General features: G+C 67.9%; 15 protein-coding genes and 1 pseudogene. 6 read left to right on the forward strand and 10 right to left on the reverse strand.

All coding sequences use genetic code 11. The features are described 5' to 3' along the window. Positions 1-87: 87 nt before the first annotated feature. From CQ393_RS06320 to CQ393_RS06340, 6 genes are all read right to left on the reverse strand, one after another. The gene (locus tag CQ393_RS06320) at positions 88-963 is read right to left on the reverse strand and encodes a cytochrome c oxidase subunit 3 (protein ID WP_153190705.1); all 876 of its coding nucleotides are present in this window, start codon (positions 961-963) and stop codon (positions 88-90) included. A gap of 21 nt (positions 964-984) precedes the next feature. Next, complete coding sequence (locus tag CQ393_RS06325; protein ID WP_153190706.1) at positions 985-1,572, reverse strand: cytochrome c oxidase assembly protein; 588 nt, start codon at positions 1,570-1,572, stop codon at positions 985-987. Beyond that, positions 1,569-1,703 carry a hypothetical protein gene (locus tag CQ393_RS18355; RefSeq protein WP_265588079.1) on the reverse strand — a complete coding sequence of 45 codons (135 nt, stop codon included), beginning with the start codon at positions 1,701-1,703 and terminating at the stop codon, positions 1,569-1,571. The genes CQ393_RS06325 and CQ393_RS18355 overlap by 4 nt, the downstream gene beginning before the upstream one ends. Positions 1,704-1,714: 11 nt before the next feature. Next, complete coding sequence (gene ctaD, locus CQ393_RS06330) at positions 1,715-3,325, reverse strand: cytochrome c oxidase subunit I (protein WP_153190707.1); 1,611 nt, start codon at positions 3,323-3,325, stop codon at positions 1,715-1,717. Positions 3,326-3,389: 64 nt separating this feature from the next. Next, complete coding sequence (gene coxB / locus CQ393_RS06335) at positions 3,390-4,310, reverse strand: cytochrome c oxidase subunit II (RefSeq protein WP_153190708.1); 921 nt, start codon at positions 4,308-4,310, stop codon at positions 3,390-3,392. A gap of 17 nt (positions 4,311-4,327) precedes the next feature. Next, positions 4,328-4,801: a DUF2244 domain-containing protein gene (locus tag CQ393_RS06340; RefSeq protein ID WP_153190709.1), complete on the reverse strand. Its 474-nt coding sequence runs from the start codon at positions 4,799-4,801 to the stop codon at positions 4,328-4,330. Between the two features lie 303 nt (positions 4,802-5,104). On the opposite strand from CQ393_RS06340, the gene putA reads away from it, so the two are divergent. Continuing rightward, complete coding sequence (gene putA / locus CQ393_RS06345) at positions 5,105-8,311, forward strand: bifunctional proline dehydrogenase/L-glutamate gamma-semialdehyde dehydrogenase PutA (protein ID WP_153190710.1); 3,207 nt, start codon at positions 5,105-5,107, stop codon at positions 8,309-8,311. Between the two features lie 154 nt (positions 8,312-8,465). Here putA and pnuC read toward each other — a convergent pair whose 3' ends face one another. Beyond that, positions 8,466-9,071, reverse strand: coding sequence for a nicotinamide riboside transporter PnuC (gene pnuC / locus CQ393_RS06350; RefSeq protein WP_153190711.1), 606 nt, complete (start codon positions 9,069-9,071; stop codon positions 8,466-8,468). Between the two features lie 138 nt (positions 9,072-9,209). Next, positions 9,210-10,670 carry an outer membrane protein transport protein gene (locus CQ393_RS06355; RefSeq protein ID WP_153190712.1) on the reverse strand — a complete coding sequence of 487 codons (1,461 nt, stop codon included), beginning with the start codon at positions 10,668-10,670 and terminating at the stop codon, positions 9,210-9,212. Between the two features lie 213 nt (positions 10,671-10,883). Here CQ393_RS06355 and CQ393_RS06360 point away from each other — a divergent pair, with 213 nt between their 5' ends. After that, positions 10,884-11,576 carry a rhomboid family intramembrane serine protease gene (locus CQ393_RS06360; RefSeq protein WP_153190713.1) on the forward strand — a complete coding sequence of 231 codons (693 nt, stop codon included), beginning with the start codon at positions 10,884-10,886 and terminating at the stop codon, positions 11,574-11,576. Positions 11,577-11,614: 38 nt separating this feature from the next. Then, entirely contained in the window at positions 11,615-11,938 is a 324-nt protein-coding gene (locus CQ393_RS06365) for a DUF1820 family protein (protein ID WP_153190714.1), read from the forward strand. 224 nt (positions 11,939-12,162) lie between these two features. Here the strand turns inward: CQ393_RS06365 and CQ393_RS06370 are convergent, their stop codons facing one another. Further along, complete coding sequence (locus CQ393_RS06370; protein WP_153190715.1) at positions 12,163-13,578, reverse strand: S41 family peptidase; 1,416 nt, start codon at positions 13,576-13,578, stop codon at positions 12,163-12,165. 117 nt (positions 13,579-13,695) lie between these two features. Next, positions 13,696-15,018 (reverse strand): peptidoglycan DD-metalloendopeptidase family protein, encoded by a 1,323-nt coding sequence (locus CQ393_RS06375; RefSeq protein ID WP_153190716.1) that lies wholly within the window; start codon positions 15,016-15,018, stop codon positions 13,696-13,698. Between the two features lie 47 nt (positions 15,019-15,065). Between CQ393_RS06375 and CQ393_RS06380 the strand changes: the two genes are divergently transcribed. The 3 genes and pseudogenes from CQ393_RS06380 to CQ393_RS06390 all read left to right on the forward strand — a co-directional run. Continuing rightward, a complete protein-coding gene (locus tag CQ393_RS06380) occupies positions 15,066-15,722 on the forward strand; it encodes a hypothetical protein (protein WP_153190717.1) in 657 nt (218 codons plus the stop codon). 58 nt (positions 15,723-15,780) lie between these two features. Then, entirely contained in the window at positions 15,781-17,496 is a 1,716-nt protein-coding gene (locus CQ393_RS06385; protein ID WP_153190718.1) for a M28 family metallopeptidase, read from the forward strand. Positions 17,497-17,581: 85 nt separating this feature from the next. Then, positions 17,582-18,373 (forward strand): annotated as a pseudogene (locus CQ393_RS06390) (beta-ketoacyl synthase N-terminal-like domain-containing protein); the annotation flags it as partial. Between the last annotated feature and the right edge of the window lie 396 nt (positions 18,374-18,769).

Raw genomic sequence — 18,769 nt, forward strand, 5'->3', positions numbered from 1 at the left:
AGGTCCGGCAGGTGTCCGCGAAACAATGAGGGAGCGGGGTACCGGGATGCGATCCCGATGCTCCGCTCCCTGCGTCTTTCCCGTCGCTTACAGCACGTAGACGAACAGGAACAGCATCAGCCACACCACGTCGACGAAATGCCAGTACCACGCCGCGGCCTCGAAGCCGAAGTGGTTGTCGCGGGTGAAGTGGCCCTTGGCCGAACGCAGCCACATCACGATCAGCATGATCGTGCCCAGCAGCACGTGCGCGCCGTGGAAGCCGGTGAGCATGAAGAAGGTGGAACCGTAGATGCCCGAACCCAGGGTGAGGTTGAGCTCGCCATAGGCGTGCATGTATTCCTCGGCCTGGAAGAACAGGAACACGCAGCCCAGCAGTACCGTGGCGCCCAGCCAGATCAGCAGCTGCCTGCGGTTGCCGGCCTTGAGCGCGTGGTGGGCGATGGTCAGGGTCGCGCCGGAGGTCAGCAGGATCAGCGTATTGACCAGCGGCAGGCCCCATGCCGGGATGGTCTGGAACATGCCGCCGATGCCGCCCGGGCCGTTGGTCGGCCATGCGGCCGAATAGCCGTCCCACAGGATCTCGTTGGTCGCCACCCCGTGGCCTTCGCCACCCAGCCAGGCCAGGCCGTAGACGCGGGTGTAGAACAGCGCGCCGAAGAAGGCGCCGAAGAACATCACTTCCGAGAAGATGAACCAGACCATGCCCATGCGGAACGAGCCATCGACCTGGCGGTTGTAGTTGCCGCCGACCGACTCGCGGATCACGTCGCCGAACCACAGGAACAGGGTGAACACCAGCATCGCCAGGCCGATGAAGAAGGTCCAGCGGCCCCAGCTGGCGTCGTTGAGCCAGCTGGCCACTCCGACCATCAGCACCAGCATGGAGATCGAGCCGACGAAGGGCCAGCGACTCTGGCTCGGCACGAAGTAGACGTTGGCATCAGGCGTGTTGTGGGCCATGGCTTGCTTCCGGATCCGTGGTCAGGGGGCCGCGTGCGACGAGCCGCCGGCCGAGGCCGGTGCCAGCTGCGCCGTCAGCGCGTCGTTCTTGTAGAAGGTATAGGACAGGGTGATCGTACGGACGTCTGCGGGCAGGTCCGGATCGACGATGAAACGCACCGGCATCTCGCGCTGCTCCCCGGCCTGCAGGGTCTGCGCGGTGAAGCAGAAACACTCGGTCTTGTTGAAATAGCCGGAGGCGCGCGCCGGCGCCACCGACGGCACCGCGCTGCCGACCAGCGCGTGCTCGCTGTCGTTGCGGGCGAAGTACAGCGCTTCGTTCAACTCGCCCGGCACCACGTCCATCGTCAGCTTTTCCGGATGGAAGGCCCACGGCAGCTTGGAATTGACGCCGCCGTCGAACTCGACCCGCACCACGCGCCTGTCGTTCGCCGCCCCGGTGGCGGCCGCCTGGCTGGCGCCGCGCTCAAGACGTACGCCGAACACCTTCTCGCAGGCGATGCGGTACAGCGGCACCAGCGAGAAGGTCAGCACGAACACGCCCAGCGCCACGCCGAGCAGCCGGACGATGCCGGCATTGCGTTCGGGCCGGGGCGCGGGCGTGGTCAATGCGCCAGCACCCCGGACAGGATGAAGCCGGCGTAGATCGCCACTGCGATCACGCCCACCACCAGCGCCGTGCGCCGCGAGCGGCGGCGGCGCAGGGCCAGTTCATCGGGTTGCCAGTCGGGACGGCTCATCGACGTGCGCCTCAGTGGGTGACGTCGTCATGGGCCAGGTCGCCCGGCTGGATCACCGGCGGCACGGTGAAGGTATGCGCCGGTGCCGGCGACGGCACGGTCCACTCCAGGCCCTTGGCGCTTTCCCACGCACGCGCTTCGGCGCGCTTGCCGCTGCGCAGCGACGACAGCAGGATGCCGGCCATCAGGAACGGGGTGACGAACATGCCGAACGCGCCGATCGAGCTGACCAGGTTCCAGTCGGCGAACACCGGGTTGTAGTCGGGGATGCGGCGCGGCATGCCGGCCAGGCCGAGGAAGTGCTGCGGGAAGAACAGCAGGTTGACGAACACCATCGTCCACCAGAAATGCACCTTGCCCCAGAACTCGTTGTACATGCGGCCGGTCCACTTCGGCCACCAGTAGTAGACCGCGGCGATCAGCGCCAGCACCGCGCCGGTGACCAGCACGTAGTGGAAGTGCGCGACCACGAAGTAGGTGTCGTGGTACTGAAAGTCGGCCGGCACGATGGCCAGCATCAGGCCGGAGAAGCCGCCGATGCTGAACAGCACCACGAAGGCGATCGAGAACAGCATCGGGGTCTCGAAGGTCAGTGCGCCCTTCCACATCGTGCTGACCCAGTTGAACACCTTCACGCCGGTCGGGATCGAGATCAGCATGGTGGCGAACATGAAGTAGATCTCGCCGCCCAGCGGCATGCCCACCGTGAACATGTGGTGCGCCCACACGATGAACGACAGGAACGCGATGGCCGCGGTGGCGTAGACCATCGCCTGGTAGCCGAACAGCGGCTTGCGGCTGAAGGTGGGGATGATCTCGCTGATCACGCCGAACGCCGGCAGGATCATGATGTAGACCTCCGGATGCCCGAAGAACCAGAAGATGTGCTGGTACATCACCGGGTCGCCGCCGCCGGCGGCGTTGAAGAAGCTGGTGCCGAAGAACTTGTCGGTCAGCAGCATGGTCACCGCGCCGGCCAGCACCGGCATCACCGCGATCAGCAGGAAGGCGGTGATCAGCCAGGTCCAGCAGAAGATCGGCATCTTCAGCAGGTCGATGCCCGGCGCGCGCATGTTGAGCACGGTGGCGATGATGTTGATCGCGCCCATGATCGAGCTGATGCCGGCCACGTGGATGGCGAACACGCTGAAGGCGACGTTGTAGCCGCCCTGCAGCGACAGCGGCGGGTACATGGTCCAGCCGCCGGCGGGCGCGCCGCCGGGCAGGAACAGGGTCAGCAGCAGCAGGGTGAAGGCCACCGGCAGCAGCCAGAACGACCAGTTGTTCATGCGCGGCAGCGCCATGTCCGGCGCGCCGATCTGCAGCGGGATCATCCAGTTAGCCAGGCCGACGAAGGCCGGCATCACGCCGCCGAAGATCATCACCAGCGCATGCACGGTGGTCATCTGGTTGAAGAATTCCGGCTTCATGTGCTGAAGCCCGGGCTCCATCAGCTCCCAGCGGATCAGCACCGACATGAAGGCGCCGATGATGAACATCAGGAAGCTGAAGAGCAGGTACAGCGTCCCGATGTCCTTGTGGTTGGTGGAGAAGAACCAACGCTCGAAGAAGCCTTGCTGGTGGCCGTGATGGTCGGAGTGGCCCACTGCGGAGTTCGCCATTGCAGCTATACCTCGTTATCCAGTTTCCAGGCGTCGCGCCGGCGCGGGCCGGCGCGCAGCGGTATCAGGCGCCGGCCGCCGCGGGCGCCGGTTCCGCGGCGGGCGCGGCCTCCGGCTGCGGGGCGTCGATGGCGGGCTCGGCGGCAGGCGCGGGTTCGGCCGCGGGCTTGCGCGAGGCCAGCCACGTCTTGAATTCTTCCTTGGACACGGCCTTGACCACGATCGGCATGAAGCCGTGGTCCTTGCCGCACAGTTCGGCGCACTGTCCGCGGTACACGCCTTCCTGCTCGATGTTGGTCCAGCGCTCGTTGATGAAGCCCGGCACCGCGTCCTGCTTCCAGCCCAGCGCCGGCACCCACCAGGCGTGGACCACGTCGTCGGAGGTGATGACGAAGCGCACCTTGGTATCGACCGGCAGCACCAGCGGGTTGTCCACGTCGAGCAGGTAATGCGGGTCGGAGGCCATGGTCGGCACCGCGCCGCTCTGCCGCACCTGGTCGGACTTGCGGTCCAGGCGGCTGGTGAACGCCACGTTCTCGCCCAGGTACTCGTACTTCCACATCCACTGATAGCCGGTGATCTTCACCGTCATCTCGGAATCGCGGGTGTCGTACATGGCGATCAGCTTGGCCGTGGCCGGCCACGCCATCACCACCAGGATGATGATCGGGATGACGGTCCAGATGATCTCGGCCTTGGTGTTGTGCGAGAACTGCGCCGCCACCGCGCCCTTGGACTTGCGGAACTTGAAGATGGCGTAGGCCATCGCGCCGAACACCAGCACGCCGATGACCGTGCACACCACCAGCGCCACCATGTGCGCGTCCCACGCCATGCGCGCGGTATGGGTGACGCCCTTGCCCATGTTCAGCTGCCAGCGCTGCGGATCACCCGCCTGCGCCCATGCCATCGGTGCCGCCAGCGCCATCGCCGCCAGCCCGAGGCCGTTCCTGCACCACATTCCCCACTTGTTGCTTTGCTTCATTGCCTAGACCCTTGACGTCATCGGTTGCGGCCGTCGTTGGCCGCGAGCAAGCCTTCCAGCGTCGCCGCCAGTTCCCTGCGTTCGGCGGGCGCGAGGAGACTCCCCACTTCGACCCGCTTCCCGCTGGAGACCAGCACGACCCGTTCTTCCTCGGCCACCACGCGCACCCAGTAAGGATGGGCGCGGAAGACCGGCGGACACCCGGCCGCGGGGATCACCTCCACGCAGTCCGGTCCAACCCGGATCTCTTCCCGGCGTTCGCCGCCGCGCCATGACGCGCGCAGGGCCGCTCCCACCAGGAAGCAATGCAATACCGCGAAGACGGGGGCGAAAACGTTTCCAGACAGCCAGCCCAGGCCCGCCGAGAACACCATCAACCCTGCCAACGCAACGAACAACAGGACGAACTGCCGGGCGCTGAGCGCCCGTGGTGGGTGCAGCACCAGCTGCGCACGTGAGCCGTCGGAAACCAGCCGAAGCATCTCGATCATGTCGCAACCGCGTCCGTACCGCGGAAAACGGCTTCGATGGTAGCCCCGCCCAATCACCCCGGCAAGCTCTCATTCATCAATGTCGTGATTGCTGCACCGCACACTGGACCTGCGCTCGACCAAATCGACATCGGCGGATAATTTGCCGGATTCAGCACAAACTTCCGAGGCTTGCTGATTTTCTCCGGATCGCCCGTGTACCAATGGTTGCACCCTGTCCCGGAGGCTGCCTGGAGGGCTGGGAAATCCGGCGCCAAGGATTAAAATGGCCGAATCCCAACGTGTCCCGATGTGGTCGTGCCCATGAATGCAACACCGTCCACCCATCCCGCCGCGGCCCGGCCGCTGCTCACGCCCGAACTGCCGCCGGCACCGCCCGCGCTGCGCCAGGCCATCACCGATGCCTGGCTGAAGGACGAGGCCAGCCACGTGCGCGAGCTGCTGGAACAGGCCCGCCTGCCGGCCGCCGAACAGGCCCAGGTCCAGGCCACCGCCGCCGACCTGGTGCGCCGGGTGCGCGCCCGCGCCAAGGACCAGGGCGCGATCGAGGCCTTCATGCGCCAGTACGACCTGGGCAGCGAGGAAGGCGTCCTGCTGATGTGCGTGGCCGAGGCGCTACTGCGCATCCCCGACCAAGAGACGGCCGACAAGCTGATCCGCGACAAGCTCGGCGAGGCCGACTGGAAGCGGCACATGGGCCAGTCCGACTCGGTGCTGGTCAACGCCTCGACCTGGGGCCTGATGCTGACCGGCCACCTGGTCGACCTGGCCGACGACACCAAGCGCGACGTGCATGGCGCGTTCAAGCGCCTGATCGGGCGCGTCGGCGAGCCGGTGATCCGCCTGGCCGTGCGCCAGGCGATGAAGATCATGGGCCACCAGTTCGTCATGGGCCGCACCATCGACGAGGCGCTGGCGCGCTCGCACAAGGGCGACAACGGCAGCTACCGCTATTCGTTCGACATGCTCGGCGAGGGCGCGCTGACGATGAAGGACGCGCGCCGCTACCTGGAAGACTACAAGCGCGCGATCCACGCCATCGGCAAGGACAACCTCGCCCGCGGCGGCAGGGCCGATGGCGACGTGACGAAATCGCACGGCATCTCGATCAAGCTCTCGGCGCTGTATCCGCGCTACGAGCACGCCAAGCGCGAGCGCGTGCTGGCCGACCTCGTGCCCGGCGTGCTGGAGCTGGCGCAGCTGGCCAAATCCTATGGCATCGGCTGCACGGTGGATGCCGAGGAAGCCGACCGCCTGGAACTGTCGCTGGACATCATCGAGCGCGTGGTCAGCGATCCCTCGCTGAAAGGCTGGGAGGGCTTCGGCATCGTGGTGCAGGCGTACCAGAAGCGCACGCCCTACACCATCGACTACCTCGCCGACCTCGCACGGCGCATCGGCCATCGTTTGCAGGTGCGCCTGGTCAAGGGCGCCTACTGGGACGCGGAGATCAAGCGCGCGCAGATCGACGGCCTGCCCGGCTACCCGGTGTTCACCCGCAAGCAGAACACCGACGTGTCGTACCTGGCCTGCGCCAGGCGCCTGTTCGGCCACGGCGACGTGCTGTACCCGATGTTCGCCACCCACAACGCGGCCACCATCGCCGCGGTGAAGCAGATCGCGCAGGGCCGCACCTACGAGCACCAGAAGCTGCACGGCATGGGCGATGACCTGTACGCCGAAGTGATCCCGGCCGACCGTCTCGACGTGCCCTGCCGCGTCTACGCGCCGGTCGGCTCGCACGAGGACCTGCTGCCCTACCTGGTGCGCCGCCTGCTCGAGAACGGCGCCAACTCCAGCTTCGTCAACCGCATCACCGACGAGGACGTGTCCATCGACGACCTGATCCGCGACCCGGTGGAAGCGGTGTCATCGTTCGCCTCCATCCCGCATCCCAAGATCCCGCTGCCGGTCGACCTGCTGCGCAGCCAGAACCACGACAGGAACAACTCCATGGGCATCAACCTCGCCAACGACAACGACCTGCGTGCCCTCGCCGAGCAGCTCAACGCCGCCATCAAGCCGTGGCAGGCCGCCCCGCTGGTGCCGGGCGCGACCGGCACCGGCGCCTCGCTGCCGGTGGCCAACCCGGCCGACAGCCGCGAGGTGGTCGGCCACTGGCAGGCCGCCGACAGTGCCACCGTGCAGAAGGCGCTGGCCAATGCCGTGGCCGCGCAGCCGGCCTGGAACCGCACCCCGGCCGCCAGCCGCGCCGCCATCCTCGAACATGCCGCCGACCAGCTGGAAGCGCGCATCGCCGAGTTCATGGCGCTGTGCGTGAAGGAAGCCGGCAAGAGCCTGCCCGACAGCGTCGCCGAAGTGCGCGAGGCCGTGGACTTCCTGCGCTACTACGCCAAGCAGGCGCGCGAGCAGTTCGGCACCGCCGAGAAGCTGCCCAGCCCGACCGGCGAAAGCAACGAACTGCAGTTGCATGGCCGCGGCGTATTCGTCTGCATCAGCCCGTGGAACTTCCCGCTGGCGATCTTCCTGGGCCAGGTCAGCGCCGCGCTGGCCGCGGGCAACAGCGTCATCGCCAAGCCGGCCGAGCAGACCAACCTGGTCGGCTACCACGCGGTGAAGCTGCTGCTCGACGCCGGCGTGCCGGAAGGCGTGCTGCAGTTCCTGCCGGGCGACGGTGCCACCGTCGGCGCCGCGCTCACCGCCGACCCGCGCGTGGCCGGCGTGGCCTTCACCGGCTCCACCGAGACGGCGCGCGCCATCAACCGCGCGATGGCCGCGCGCGATGCCGCCATCGGCGTGCTGATCGCCGAGACCGGCGGCCAGAATGCGTTCATCGCCGACTCCTCGGCACTGCCGGAGCAGCTGGTCAAGGACGCGATCGGTTCGGCCTTCACCTCCGCCGGCCAGCGCTGCTCGGCCGCGCGCGTGCTGTTCGTGCAGGACGACATCGCCGACAAGGTGATGGGCATGCTGGCCGGCGCGATGGCCGAACTGAAGGTCGGCAACCCGGGCGAGCTGTCCACCGATGTCGGCCCGGTGATCGACGCCGACGCGCTGCGGATCCTGGAGGATCACGCCGCGCGCATGGACAGGGAGGCGCGCCTGATCGCCGTCGCGCCGCTGTCCGACGCCGCCGCGCACGGCACCTTCTTCGCGCCGCGCGCCTATGAACTGAAGGATCTGGGCCAGCTGCACAAGGAGATCTTCGGGCCGGTGCTGCACCTGATCCGCTGGAAGGCCGACCAGCTCGACGCGGTGATCGAGCAGATCAACGCCACCGGCTACGGCCTGACCCTGGGCGTGCATTCGCGCATCGACGAAACCGTCGACCGCATCGCCTCGCGCGTCAACGTCGGCAACGTCTACGTCAACCGCAACCAGATCGGCGCGGTGGTCGGCGTGCAGCCGTTCGGCGGCCAGGGCCTGTCCGGCACCGGGCCGAAGGCCGGCGGCCCGCACTACCTGCTGCGTTTCGCCACCGAGAAGACGGTGACGGTGAACACCACCGCCGCCGGCGGCAACGCCTCGCTGCTGACCCTGGGCGACTGAGCCAGGGCGCCCCCTGCGGCAAAACAGAAACCCCGCGAAAGCGGGGTTTTTCATGGGTCAATGCGATGCGGCCGGCGGAGCGCGCCGGACAGCGCGATCGATCAACCGTCCATGCCTCTCGCCACGGGCAGAACGCAGGCCGTGCACGACCGGCTCAGATGGCGGCAGCGGCCGTCGGCTCCGATGCCTGCGCGCGCATCAGCTGCCGCCAATGGCGCAGCGCCACCAGCGCATTGATCCAGAAACCGACGTAGAGGATCGAGGTCAGGTGCAGCCCGCGGCTGTAGTACAGCGGCACGGCGATGCTGTTCACCAGCAGCCATACCCACCACGATTCCAGCTTGCGGCGCATCATCAGCACCTGCGCGATCATGCTCAGCACCAGCACCGCCGAATCGACATACGGCGCATAGGCATTGGTCAGGCGGGTCAGCATCCAGCCGTAGCCGAAGGTGGCCGCCACCGCCAGCGGCAGCAGCCAGCTCCATGCGCGCGGACGCAGGGCGGTGATCGGCAGCGGCGCGCCATGGTCGCCACGCAGCCACTGCCACCAGCCGAACACGCTGACCGCGATGAAGAAGAACTGCAGCGCCATGTCGGCGTACAGGTGCGAGCGTTCGAACACGATGGCGAACAGCGCGCAGCCGACGATGCCCAGCCACCAGGTGTGCACGTTGTTGCGGCCGGCCAGCAGGATCGAGCCGGCGACGGCGGCATTGGCGGCCAGCTCCAGCTGGAACGCGGGGTCGGACAGGTTCATGCGCCATTGTCGCCTGCGCCGCGTGTCCAGGCCACGGCATCGTCGCCGTGCGGCGGACAGGCGCGGCCGCGCCGGCGTAAAAAGAAAGGCCCCGCTTGCGCGGGGCCTTCCGGGTTGCAGCGTCAGGCCAGGCCTGGATCAGAACTTGTAGTTGATCGAGGCGGCAAGGATGTCGCCGCCGACCTTGTACTTGCCCTGCAGCACGTTGCCGGTCGCCGAGGTGGCGTTGATCGCCGGCTCGTTGGTGAACAGGTGGGTGTAACCGAAGTTGAACTCGGTGTTCTCCTTGGGGGTCCAGCCCAGGCCGAACGACAGCCACTTGCGGGTCACGTCCGGCACGCGCACGTCGCGGTGGCCGTAGGTGGTCGGGGTTTCGTCGTAGGCCACGCCGCCACGCAGGGTGACGGTGTCGGACAGCTTGTACTCGGTACCGATCGAGCCGAAGGTGGTGTCCCTGTAGCCGAACACCAGCGTGTTGTCGGGCTGGTTGGACGCGAAGTCCACGGTCACCTTGTCGAACGCGGTGGCCCAGGCGGTGCGCGACACGTCGCCCATCACCGTCCAGCGGTCGTTGATGCGGTGGGTCACGCTCATGGTGAGCGAGGCCGGCAGGGTCACGGTGGCCTTGCCGCTGGTATCGACGAACAGGCCGCTGGCCGGCTGGCCCAGCGCCGCCGCCACGTTGCCCGGAACGGTGAAGTCGGCCTTGCCGCCGGTGATCTTGTGTTCGACCTTGGAGCGGTAGCTGAAGGCGATGTTGGTGTTCTCGCTCGGGCTCAGCGTGGTGCCCAGCACGTAGCCGAACGCGTTGTTGTCGCCTTCGATGGTCACCGAGCCGTCGGCGCTGCCCGGGTAGAAGCCCAGGGCGGCCGCCTGCTGGGCGCCCTGGCCGCGCGCGGCGCGGATCTGCGCCGCCGTCGGGTTGGCGACCAGCTGGCGCAGCTGGGCTTCGGCCTTGTCCTGGGCGCCACCGCTGACGACGGCGCCCATGTCCAGGGCGTTGCCCAGTTCGATGGTCAGGTGCTCGACGAACACGCTGGCGCCGAAGGACACGTACGGGTTGACGTCGTAGGAGAACGCCGCGCCCAGATCGATGGCCTTCAGGTCGGTGGTGGTGCCGTGGTAGCGGCCCACCCAGCCCTTGTCGTAATCGGTCTTGAAGCCGAACGGCGCGGTCAGCGACAGGCCGAAGTGCATGTTGTCGTTCTCGCCGAACGGCACGTGGAAGTAGGCCGCCGGAACCGGGGCGATCATGCCCGCATCGCCGCCGTTGCCGCCGGAGATCGGCGTGCCGGTGCCGGCGCCGGTCGCGCCGGCGTTGCGGGCGTTGTAGACGTCTTCCATCTTGGCCGAGAAGCTGATCGCGCTCAGGTCGGCCTGGAACTGGCGGCCGTTGAGCAGGCGCATCGAAGCCGGGTTGGTGGCGACCACGGAAGCGTCGTCCCAGGCGGAGGTGGAGCCGGCGAAGGCACGGCCCAGGCCCTTGGCGCTGTTTTCCTTGAGCTGGAACGCGGCGGCGTCGGCGTTGCTGAAAGCCAGGGCACCAGCAATGCCGACGGCCAGGGCGGTGACGCGTGCGAGGGTGGAAGCAGTATGCATGTTGGAAGCTCTCTCCGTAGGCGGTGATGATTCGTTGTGCGCCTGCACCGCGAGGCCTTGGCAGCCCTGCGATGCGCCGGAGTCCCCTCCCGACATACGACGCCGTATGCAGTATCCATGAAGCTTGTTAACTAAACAATAACGCCACCCGCATTCATTTCCTCGCGCTCCATCACCCTGACCCGAGCCTTCGCGGGGTAGGCTTGCGCGCCGATGTTCATTTCCCTGCCCTCCCGCCATAAACCCGGACCGCGCTGGGCGGTGCCGCTGGTGTTCGCCGCGATCTGGCTGGCCTTCCTCTGGTCGATCTCGCGGCCGGACGAGGCCCGGCGCTCGCTGTGGATGGACTGGGGCGCACTGTCCACCGGCCTGGGAAATCCCCAGGACTGGTGGGCCGCACTGCGCGACGGCAGCGTGCTGCGCCTGTTCACCGCGCTGTTCCTGCACGCGGACTGGTCGCACCTGCTCGGCAACCTGGTGTTCCTGCTGATCTTCGGGCTGCCCGCCGAGCGGGTGCTCGGGCCGTGGCGGTTGCTGCTGCTGTTCCTGCTGGGCGGGGCGGCCGCCAACCTGACCGCGCTGTACGCGATGGAATCGCCGGACCAGATCATCATCGGCGCCAGCGGCGCGGTGTCGGCGCTGCTGGGGGCGTACCTGGCGCTGTTTCCCGGCGCGCGGCTGGGCGTGGTGGTGCCGCTGGGCCTGTTCCTGGAGTTCGTGCGCGCGCCGGCCTACCTGCTGATCGGAGTATGGGCGGCACTGCAGGTGGTGTTCGCCTACATCGGCCCGAGCTTCGGCATGGTCGCCTGGTCGGCGCACGTGGCCGGCTTCCTGTTCGGCATCGTCTACGGCCTGTACATCCGCGCGGCGATCGCCCGGCGGTTGCGCAAGCGCCACGGTTTCTAGCCTTCGGCGGCCCCTCCGGCGCTCCTTATAATCGGGCGATGAGCAACAGGCCCCTGTACAAGATCACGTTCCTCAACCACGGCAAGGTGTACGAGCTGTACGCCCGTCGCGTTGGCAGCAGCCACCTGTGGGGATTCAACGAAGTCGCCGAACTGGTGTTCGACCTTCACGACGGGCTGGTCGTGGACCCGACCGAAGAGCGCCTGCGCGAGGAATTCGGCGACACCAAGACGCTCCATCTTCCGATGCAGAGCATCGTGCGCATCGAGGAAGTGGAGAAGAAGGGCCAGTCCGCCATCCGCGACGCGGCCACGGGGGAAAAGGTGGTCACGCCGTTCCCGATGCCGGCCAAGCCGCGCTGAACGAACCTCTCTCCCTCTCAGGGAAGACGCGTGGCTGGCGAACTCCCGCCCATGCACGCATATGTCCGGTGCTCGGCAGCGAGCCGGGACGTGGTGGCGCTGAACGCCGGGGAGAAGACGCATGAAGTTTCGCGACAGGCGACGCTCGTAAGGGCTTTCCGACCTTTACCCCAACCCCTCTCCCGGTGGGAGAGGGGCTTTCAAGGACACGCCAACGCGCGCTGTCACTTGTCGCTGTCGACGGTTTCCGGCTTGGCATCTTCCGGCTTGGTCGGCACGGTAACGCCCGCAGGCGGAGCCTTCGCTTCCGGCTTTGCCGCAGTCGCCGGCCGCGCCGCCGCGGGCCTGGCCGCAAGCGAACCTGGCTGCTTGAGCTCGCGCAGCGCCGACTGGATCGGCCCGTCGCCCGGCAGCACCACGCCGCTGGCGACACCGGCCCCCTCGTCGTCGCCGCGCAGGTGGCCCGGCAGCTTGGCTTCGCTGAAATCGGCCAGGGCGGCCGGCATGTCCTTGGCGGCGTTGGCCGGATCGGGCGCCAGCTCCACGTCCGGCACGATGCCGGTGGCCTGGATCGAACGGCCGCTGGGCGTGTAATAGCGCGCGGTGGTGAGCTTGACCGAGTCGCCGTTGTCCAGCGGCAGCACGGTCTGCACCGAGCCCTTGCCGAAGGTGCGGCTGCCGATGATGCGGGCGCGCCGGTTGTCGTGCAGGGCCCCCGCCAGCACTTCCGACGCGCTGGCCGAACCGGCGTCCACCAGCGCCACCACCGGTGCGCCCTTCATCAGGTCGCCCGGCGTCGCCTCGAACTTGGCGTCGCTGACCGAAATGCGGCCGCGCGTACTCACGATGCCGCCCTTCTCCAGCAGGTCGTCGGCCACCTGCACCGCCGCGGTGAGCAGGCCGCCGGGATTACTGCGCAGGTCCAGCACCAGGCCCTTCAACCTGCCGCCGGCCTGCGCCTGCAGCTGGGCGAGGTGCTTCTGGAAATCGGCACCGGTATCGGCCTGGAAGGTGCTGATGCGCACGTAGCCGTAACCGGGTTCGAGCATCTTGCTGCGCACGCTGGTGACGCGGATGGTCTCGCGGGTGACGGTGACGTCGAACGGCTTTTCCTCGCCGCGCTCGATGGTCAGCACCACCTGGCTGCCGGCCGGGCCGCGCAGCGGCTCCATCGCCTCGATCGCATCGATCGGCTTGCCGTCGATGGCCACGATCAGGTCGTTGGCGCGCAGGCCGGCACGGGCGGCCGGGGTGTCGTCGATCGGCGAAACCACCTTGAGTACGCCGTCCTGCTGCAGCAGTTCGACGCCGATGCCCTCATAGGCGCCGGTGGCCTGCTCGTCGAACGCTTCGGCGTCGGCCTTGTCGAAGTAGGTACTGTGCGGGTCAAGGTCCAGCAGCAGGCCGCGGACCGCCGACTGCATCAGCTTCCTGTCGTCCACCGGGTCGACATAGGCCGCGCGCACCGCGTTGTACACGGCGACGAAGCGGCGGATCTCCTCCAGCGGCACCCGCGAGGTGACCGATTCCTTGGCATCGGGGTCGTCCGCCCCGGGCGTCTTGTCCGGGGCGCCCTGTGCCAGGCCGACGGCCGGCGAAAGCGCGAACAGCAGGGCAGCAGCAAGGCCGGCTACACGCATGAACCACTCCATGAAAAACGCATGCGCACCATGCGCGTCGGAACCGATTATGCGCGAAGCCCGGCCGAATTCCCGTTGAACGGCGGGGCAGCGGACCGCCGCCCGCTCAGCCGGCGGTCACTGCCGCTGCAGCCAGGTGGACGGGTCGACCGGCTGGCCATTGCGGCGCAGCTCGAAGTACAGCGCCGCCACGCCCTGTCCGCCGGAATTGCCGACCCGCGCGACCGCCTCGCCGCGGCGCACGCGCGCGCCTGCATCGCGCAGGAGCGTGTCGTTGTGGGCATACAGGCTCATGTAGCCGTTGCCATGGTCGACGATCAGGATCATGCCGTAGCCGGTCATCCAGTCGGAGAAGACCACGGTGCCGTCGGCGACCGCGGTCACCGTGGTGCCCGGAGGCGCGCCGATCAGCACGCCGCTGCTGGTGCGGCCATCGGGCAGGCGCCCGCCGTAGCGCGCCAGCAGGTTGCCCGACAGCGGCCATCCCAGCCCGCCGACCTTCGGCGCGGGGGCATTGGCGGTGACCCGCGGCGGCACCTTGCCCGGCGCGGGCCGCGCCGTTCCCGAGGCGGCCTGGCGCGCCTGTTCGGCCTCGGCCCGGCGGGCGGCCGCGCGGCGCTCGGCTTCAGCGCGGGCCGCTGCCGCACGCAGATTGGACAGCAGCCGCTCGAGCGCGCGCGCATCCTTGCCCAGCACCTTTTCCCGCTCGCTGCGGTCCTGGTAGCGCTGGTCGAGCTCGGCCGCCACCTGTGCGCGCCGGCGGCGGTCCTCGGCCAGCGCCGCCGCCTGTTCGCGCTGCTGCGCGCGCGCCTGTTCCAGCTCGCTGCTGCGCGCCAGGATCTCCCGTTCGTTCGACGCCAACGCCTGCAGGTCGGCGGTAAGCGAACCGATGGTCCTGGCCCGTTCGCGCTGCAGGTAACGGTGATAGGCCAGGTCGCGGTTGGCATCGGCCACCCGGTCCTGCGACAGCAGCAGCTTCAGCGGGGCATGGTTGCCCAGCTGGTAGGCGCTGCGCAGCAGCGCGGCAAGCTGGCGGCGCTGCTTCTCCCTGTTGGCTTCGAGCGAAGCCCGGCGCTGCTGCAGTTCGGCCAGCGCCTGCTGTTCGCGGCGCATCGCCGCTTCGGTATCGGAGACCGCACGGCCGCTGCGGGCCACCTTCTGGTCGGCTTCGCGCAGGCGCCGGGACGCCGCGTCGCGCTCGCCCTCCAGGCGCTGCCGCTCCTGCGCCACGTTCTTCAGCTCGCCCCGCACCTGCTGCAGCTTCTTCTCCGCATCGCGGCTGTTCTGCGCCTGCGAGACGGGGACCGCGAAGGCGAGCGCCAGCAGGCAGCCGGCCACCCAGGACGGCAATGCCGGAGGGCAGGCGGTCGGGCGGCGGCGGCGATACGGTCGCAATGGCGTTCCAGTGACTTCAGGCAGATGCGGATTGTACCCAGCCATGCTGCCATCCATTCTCGCCCACAGGAATTCCCCGACGGAGACGCACGATGAAACGATTCCTTCTTCTGCTGGCCCTGGGTCTGTCCTGCCCGCTGGCGATGGCCGCCGACGACATCAGCAAGGTGAACGGGAGCATCCGCACCGAGGCCGGCACCGCATACCGCGACCTGGACACGGTCAACGGCAGCATCCACCTGGCCAAGGGCGTGCAGGCCCGTGGCGTGGAGACCGTCAACGGCAGCATCAACGCCGACGAGAACGTGCAGGCGCGCAGCCTGGAAACCGTGAACGGCGCCATCCGCGCGGGGCGCGGGCTGGTGCTGTCCAGCGGCGTGGAAACCGTCAATGGCAGCATCTTCATCGACCAGGGCGGACGCATCGGTGGCGGCGTGGAAACCGTCAACGGCGGCATCGGCCTGGTCGGCACCGAGATCGGCCGCGATGTCGAGACCGTCAACGGCGACATCACCGTGGGCATCGGTTCGCACGTGAAGGGCGGCATCCGCGTGACCAAGCCCTCGTTCGGCCTGTCGCTGACGCCGCCGCGCAAGCCGCGGATCATCATCGGCCCCAATGCGGTGGTCGACGGGCCGCTGAACTTCGAACGCGAAGTGACGCTGTACGTACACGACAGTGCGTCCATCGGCACCGTCAGCGGCGCCACCGTGCGCCGCTTCGACACCGAGGCCGCGCCGAAGGATTGAGCGCATCCGAAAGCGCTTGCCTAGAATCGGGCTTCGCCCTTCATCGGAGCCCGTTTCAATGCCCCGCAAGATCGTGTTGTACCTCGTCGCGGGCGCGGCGCTGGCCGCCTGCAGGCAGGAAGCCGCTTCTCCACCGGCTCCCGTACCGGTGCCGCCAACGGCGCATGCTTTTTCCAGCGGCATCGATGCCGCCGACTTCGCCGAGCTGGTGAAGACGCTCGCGTCGGACGCGTTCGAGGGACGCGCGCCCGGCAGCCACGGGGAAACGCTGACCGTGGAGTACATCCGCGACCAGATGCAGCGCATCGGCCTGCAGCCCGGCAACGGCGACAGCTGGTTCCAGGACGTGCCGATGACCGAGACCATCGCCGATCCATCGACGGTGCTCACGCTCCGCCATGGCGATGCGAGCCGCACGCTCGACTTCGGCGACGACATGGTGATCGGCACCCGCACCGGCCAGCCGGAGGTGAAGATCGATGCCAGCGAGATGGTATTCGTCGGCTATGGCGTCGATGCGCCGGAGCAGGACTGGAACGACTACGCCGGCCAGGACTGGAAGGGCAAGACCGTGGTGATGTTCGTCAACGACCCCGGCTTCCACGTGGACGACCCGCGCCTGTTCGAAGGCAGGCGCATGACCTACTACGGGCGCTGGACCTACAAGTTTGAGGAAGCCGCGCGCAAGGGTGCAGCCGCGGCGCTGATCGTGCACGATACCGCCGGCGCCGCCTACGGCTGGGACGTGGTGAGGAATTCCTGGGGCGGGCCGCAATACGACCTGCCGGCTGACCAGGACAAGGAGCCGCGCCTGCAGGCGCAGGGCTGGCTCAGCGCAGATGCCGCGCGGCAGGTGTTCGCCGACGCCGGTCTCGACTTGGACAAGGCCTACCGCGACGCCAACCGGCGCGGATTCAAGCCGGTGCCGCTGCGTACCACGTTGTCGCTGGACCTGAAGAGCAGCATCGCAGAGAAGAAATCGCGCAACGTGGTCGGCGTCCTGCCCGGCGGGCAGCGCGCCGACGAGGCCGTTCTCTACATGGCGCACTGGGACCACCTCGGCAAGCACGAGGGCCAGACGCCGGACACGGCCGGCGGCGACAGCATCTACAACGGCGCGGTGGACAACGCGACCGGCGTGGCCGGGATCCTCGAGATCGCCGATGCGATGGTCCACCAGCAGCCTGCGCCACAGCGCTCGGTGGTCTTCCTCGCCGTGACGCTGGAAGAATCGGGCCTTCTGGGCTCGCAGTACTACGTCAACCATCCGACGTTCCCGCTGGACAAGATCGCCGGCGTCATCAACATCGATGCGATGTCGGTCAACGGCCGCGCCCGCGACATGACCGTCACCGGCTACGGCAGCTCCGAAATCGAGGACATCCTCGAGCCATTGGCCGCCGGGCAGAAACGGCGGCTGCATGCCGAAGCGTCGGTGCAGAGCGGCTTCTACTTCCGTTCCGACCATTTCAGCTTCGCCAAGGCAGGAGTTCCCGCGCTGTATGCCGGCGGCGGCCAGGATCTTCTGGACGGCGGCGTCGACGCGGGCAGGAAAGCCGCCCAGGCCTACGGACGCGACCGTTACCACAGCCCACGCGACGAGTACGACCCCGCCACGTGGAAGCTGGACGGCATCATGGAGGACCTCGCGCTGCTGTACGGCGTGGGCAGGGAACTGGCCGGTGGCGACAGCTGGCCCAACTGGCACGAGGGCAATCCGTTCAAGGCCAGCCGCGACCGCATGATGGAAGGCCGGCGCGCGGGCAGCGACTGATGCGTTCTTGCCGGCAAGGTCATCCTTGCAAAGCCGAGTGCGCCACGATTTTCAGTCTTCTGATCCTGTGACGCCCACCGCGACGGTCTCGGCCAACCTGGCCACGGCCTTCAGCATCAAGGGCGTGAGCTACTCGCTGTCCGCGGCGTGCGCCACCTCGGCGCACTGCATCGGCGCGGCAGCGGACCTGATCGGCCACGGCGCGCAGGACATCGTGTTCGCCGGCGGTGGCGAGGACCTGCACTGGTCGATGAGCGTAATGTTCGACGCCATGGGCGCGCTGTCCACCGGCTTCAACGACACTCCCGCCCAGGCTTCGCGCCCTTATGACGCCAACCGCGATGGTTTCGTCATCGCCGGCGGCGCGGGCATGCTGGTGCTGGAAGAGTATGAGCATGCCGTCGCGCGCGGCGCACGCATCCACGCCGAGCTGATCGGCTACGGGGTGACGTCCGACGGTGCCGACATGGTCGCCCCGTCCGGGGAGGGCGCGGTGCGCTGCATGAAGATGGCGCTGTCCGGTATCGATCGCCCGATCGACTACCTCAACACCCACGGCACCTCGACGCCGCTGGGGGATATCACCGAGCTGGGCGCGGTGCGCGAGGTATTCGGGGACAAGGTGCCGCCGATCTCCTCGACCAAGGCGCTGTCGGGCCATTCGCTGGGCGCGGCGAGCGTGCACGAGGCGATCTTCTGCCTGCTGATGCTGCGCGACGGCTTCATGGCCGGCTCGGCCAACATCGAGACGCTGGACGAGCGCGCGGAGGGCTTTCCGATCCTGCGTCAGACGCGCGAGGCACAGCTGGACACGGTGATGTCCAACAGCTTCGGTTTTGGCGGTACGAACGCCACCCTGGTATTCGGCCGGGTGTGATCTTCGCGTTCGAGCGGTAGTGATTGAAGCAACGGCGCCAATTGGCGCCGTTGTCGTATGCGCGGCCGGCGTGGATCCACCGCCAAGGCTTCATCCCGCCTGTCTTTGCTTGCGAGAATCCTGTTCCGGCCCAGTGGCCAAGCCTGCAGGTGTTGGCTATAGGCCCGACCATGCTGTCTGCAAGCGGCTGCATGCACCGTCGCAACGCTCCCTGGCCGTGCGTTAGGCGCGGTCGGCGCAGCTTGGCTTGGAGCGGCGCTGAGTGCAGGACTCCAAGAATCCGCCTCTATTCCGCCCAAAAGCAAACCCCCGCTGCATGAGCAGCGGGGGTTTGGGGATAAAAACCCTGGCGATGACCTACTCTCGCATGGCTTGAGCCACACTACCATCGGCGCA

The sequence above is a fragment of the Stenotrophomonas sp. MYb238 genome, assembly GCF_009496535.1.
Lineage (GTDB): Bacteria > Pseudomonadota > Gammaproteobacteria > Xanthomonadales > Xanthomonadaceae > Stenotrophomonas.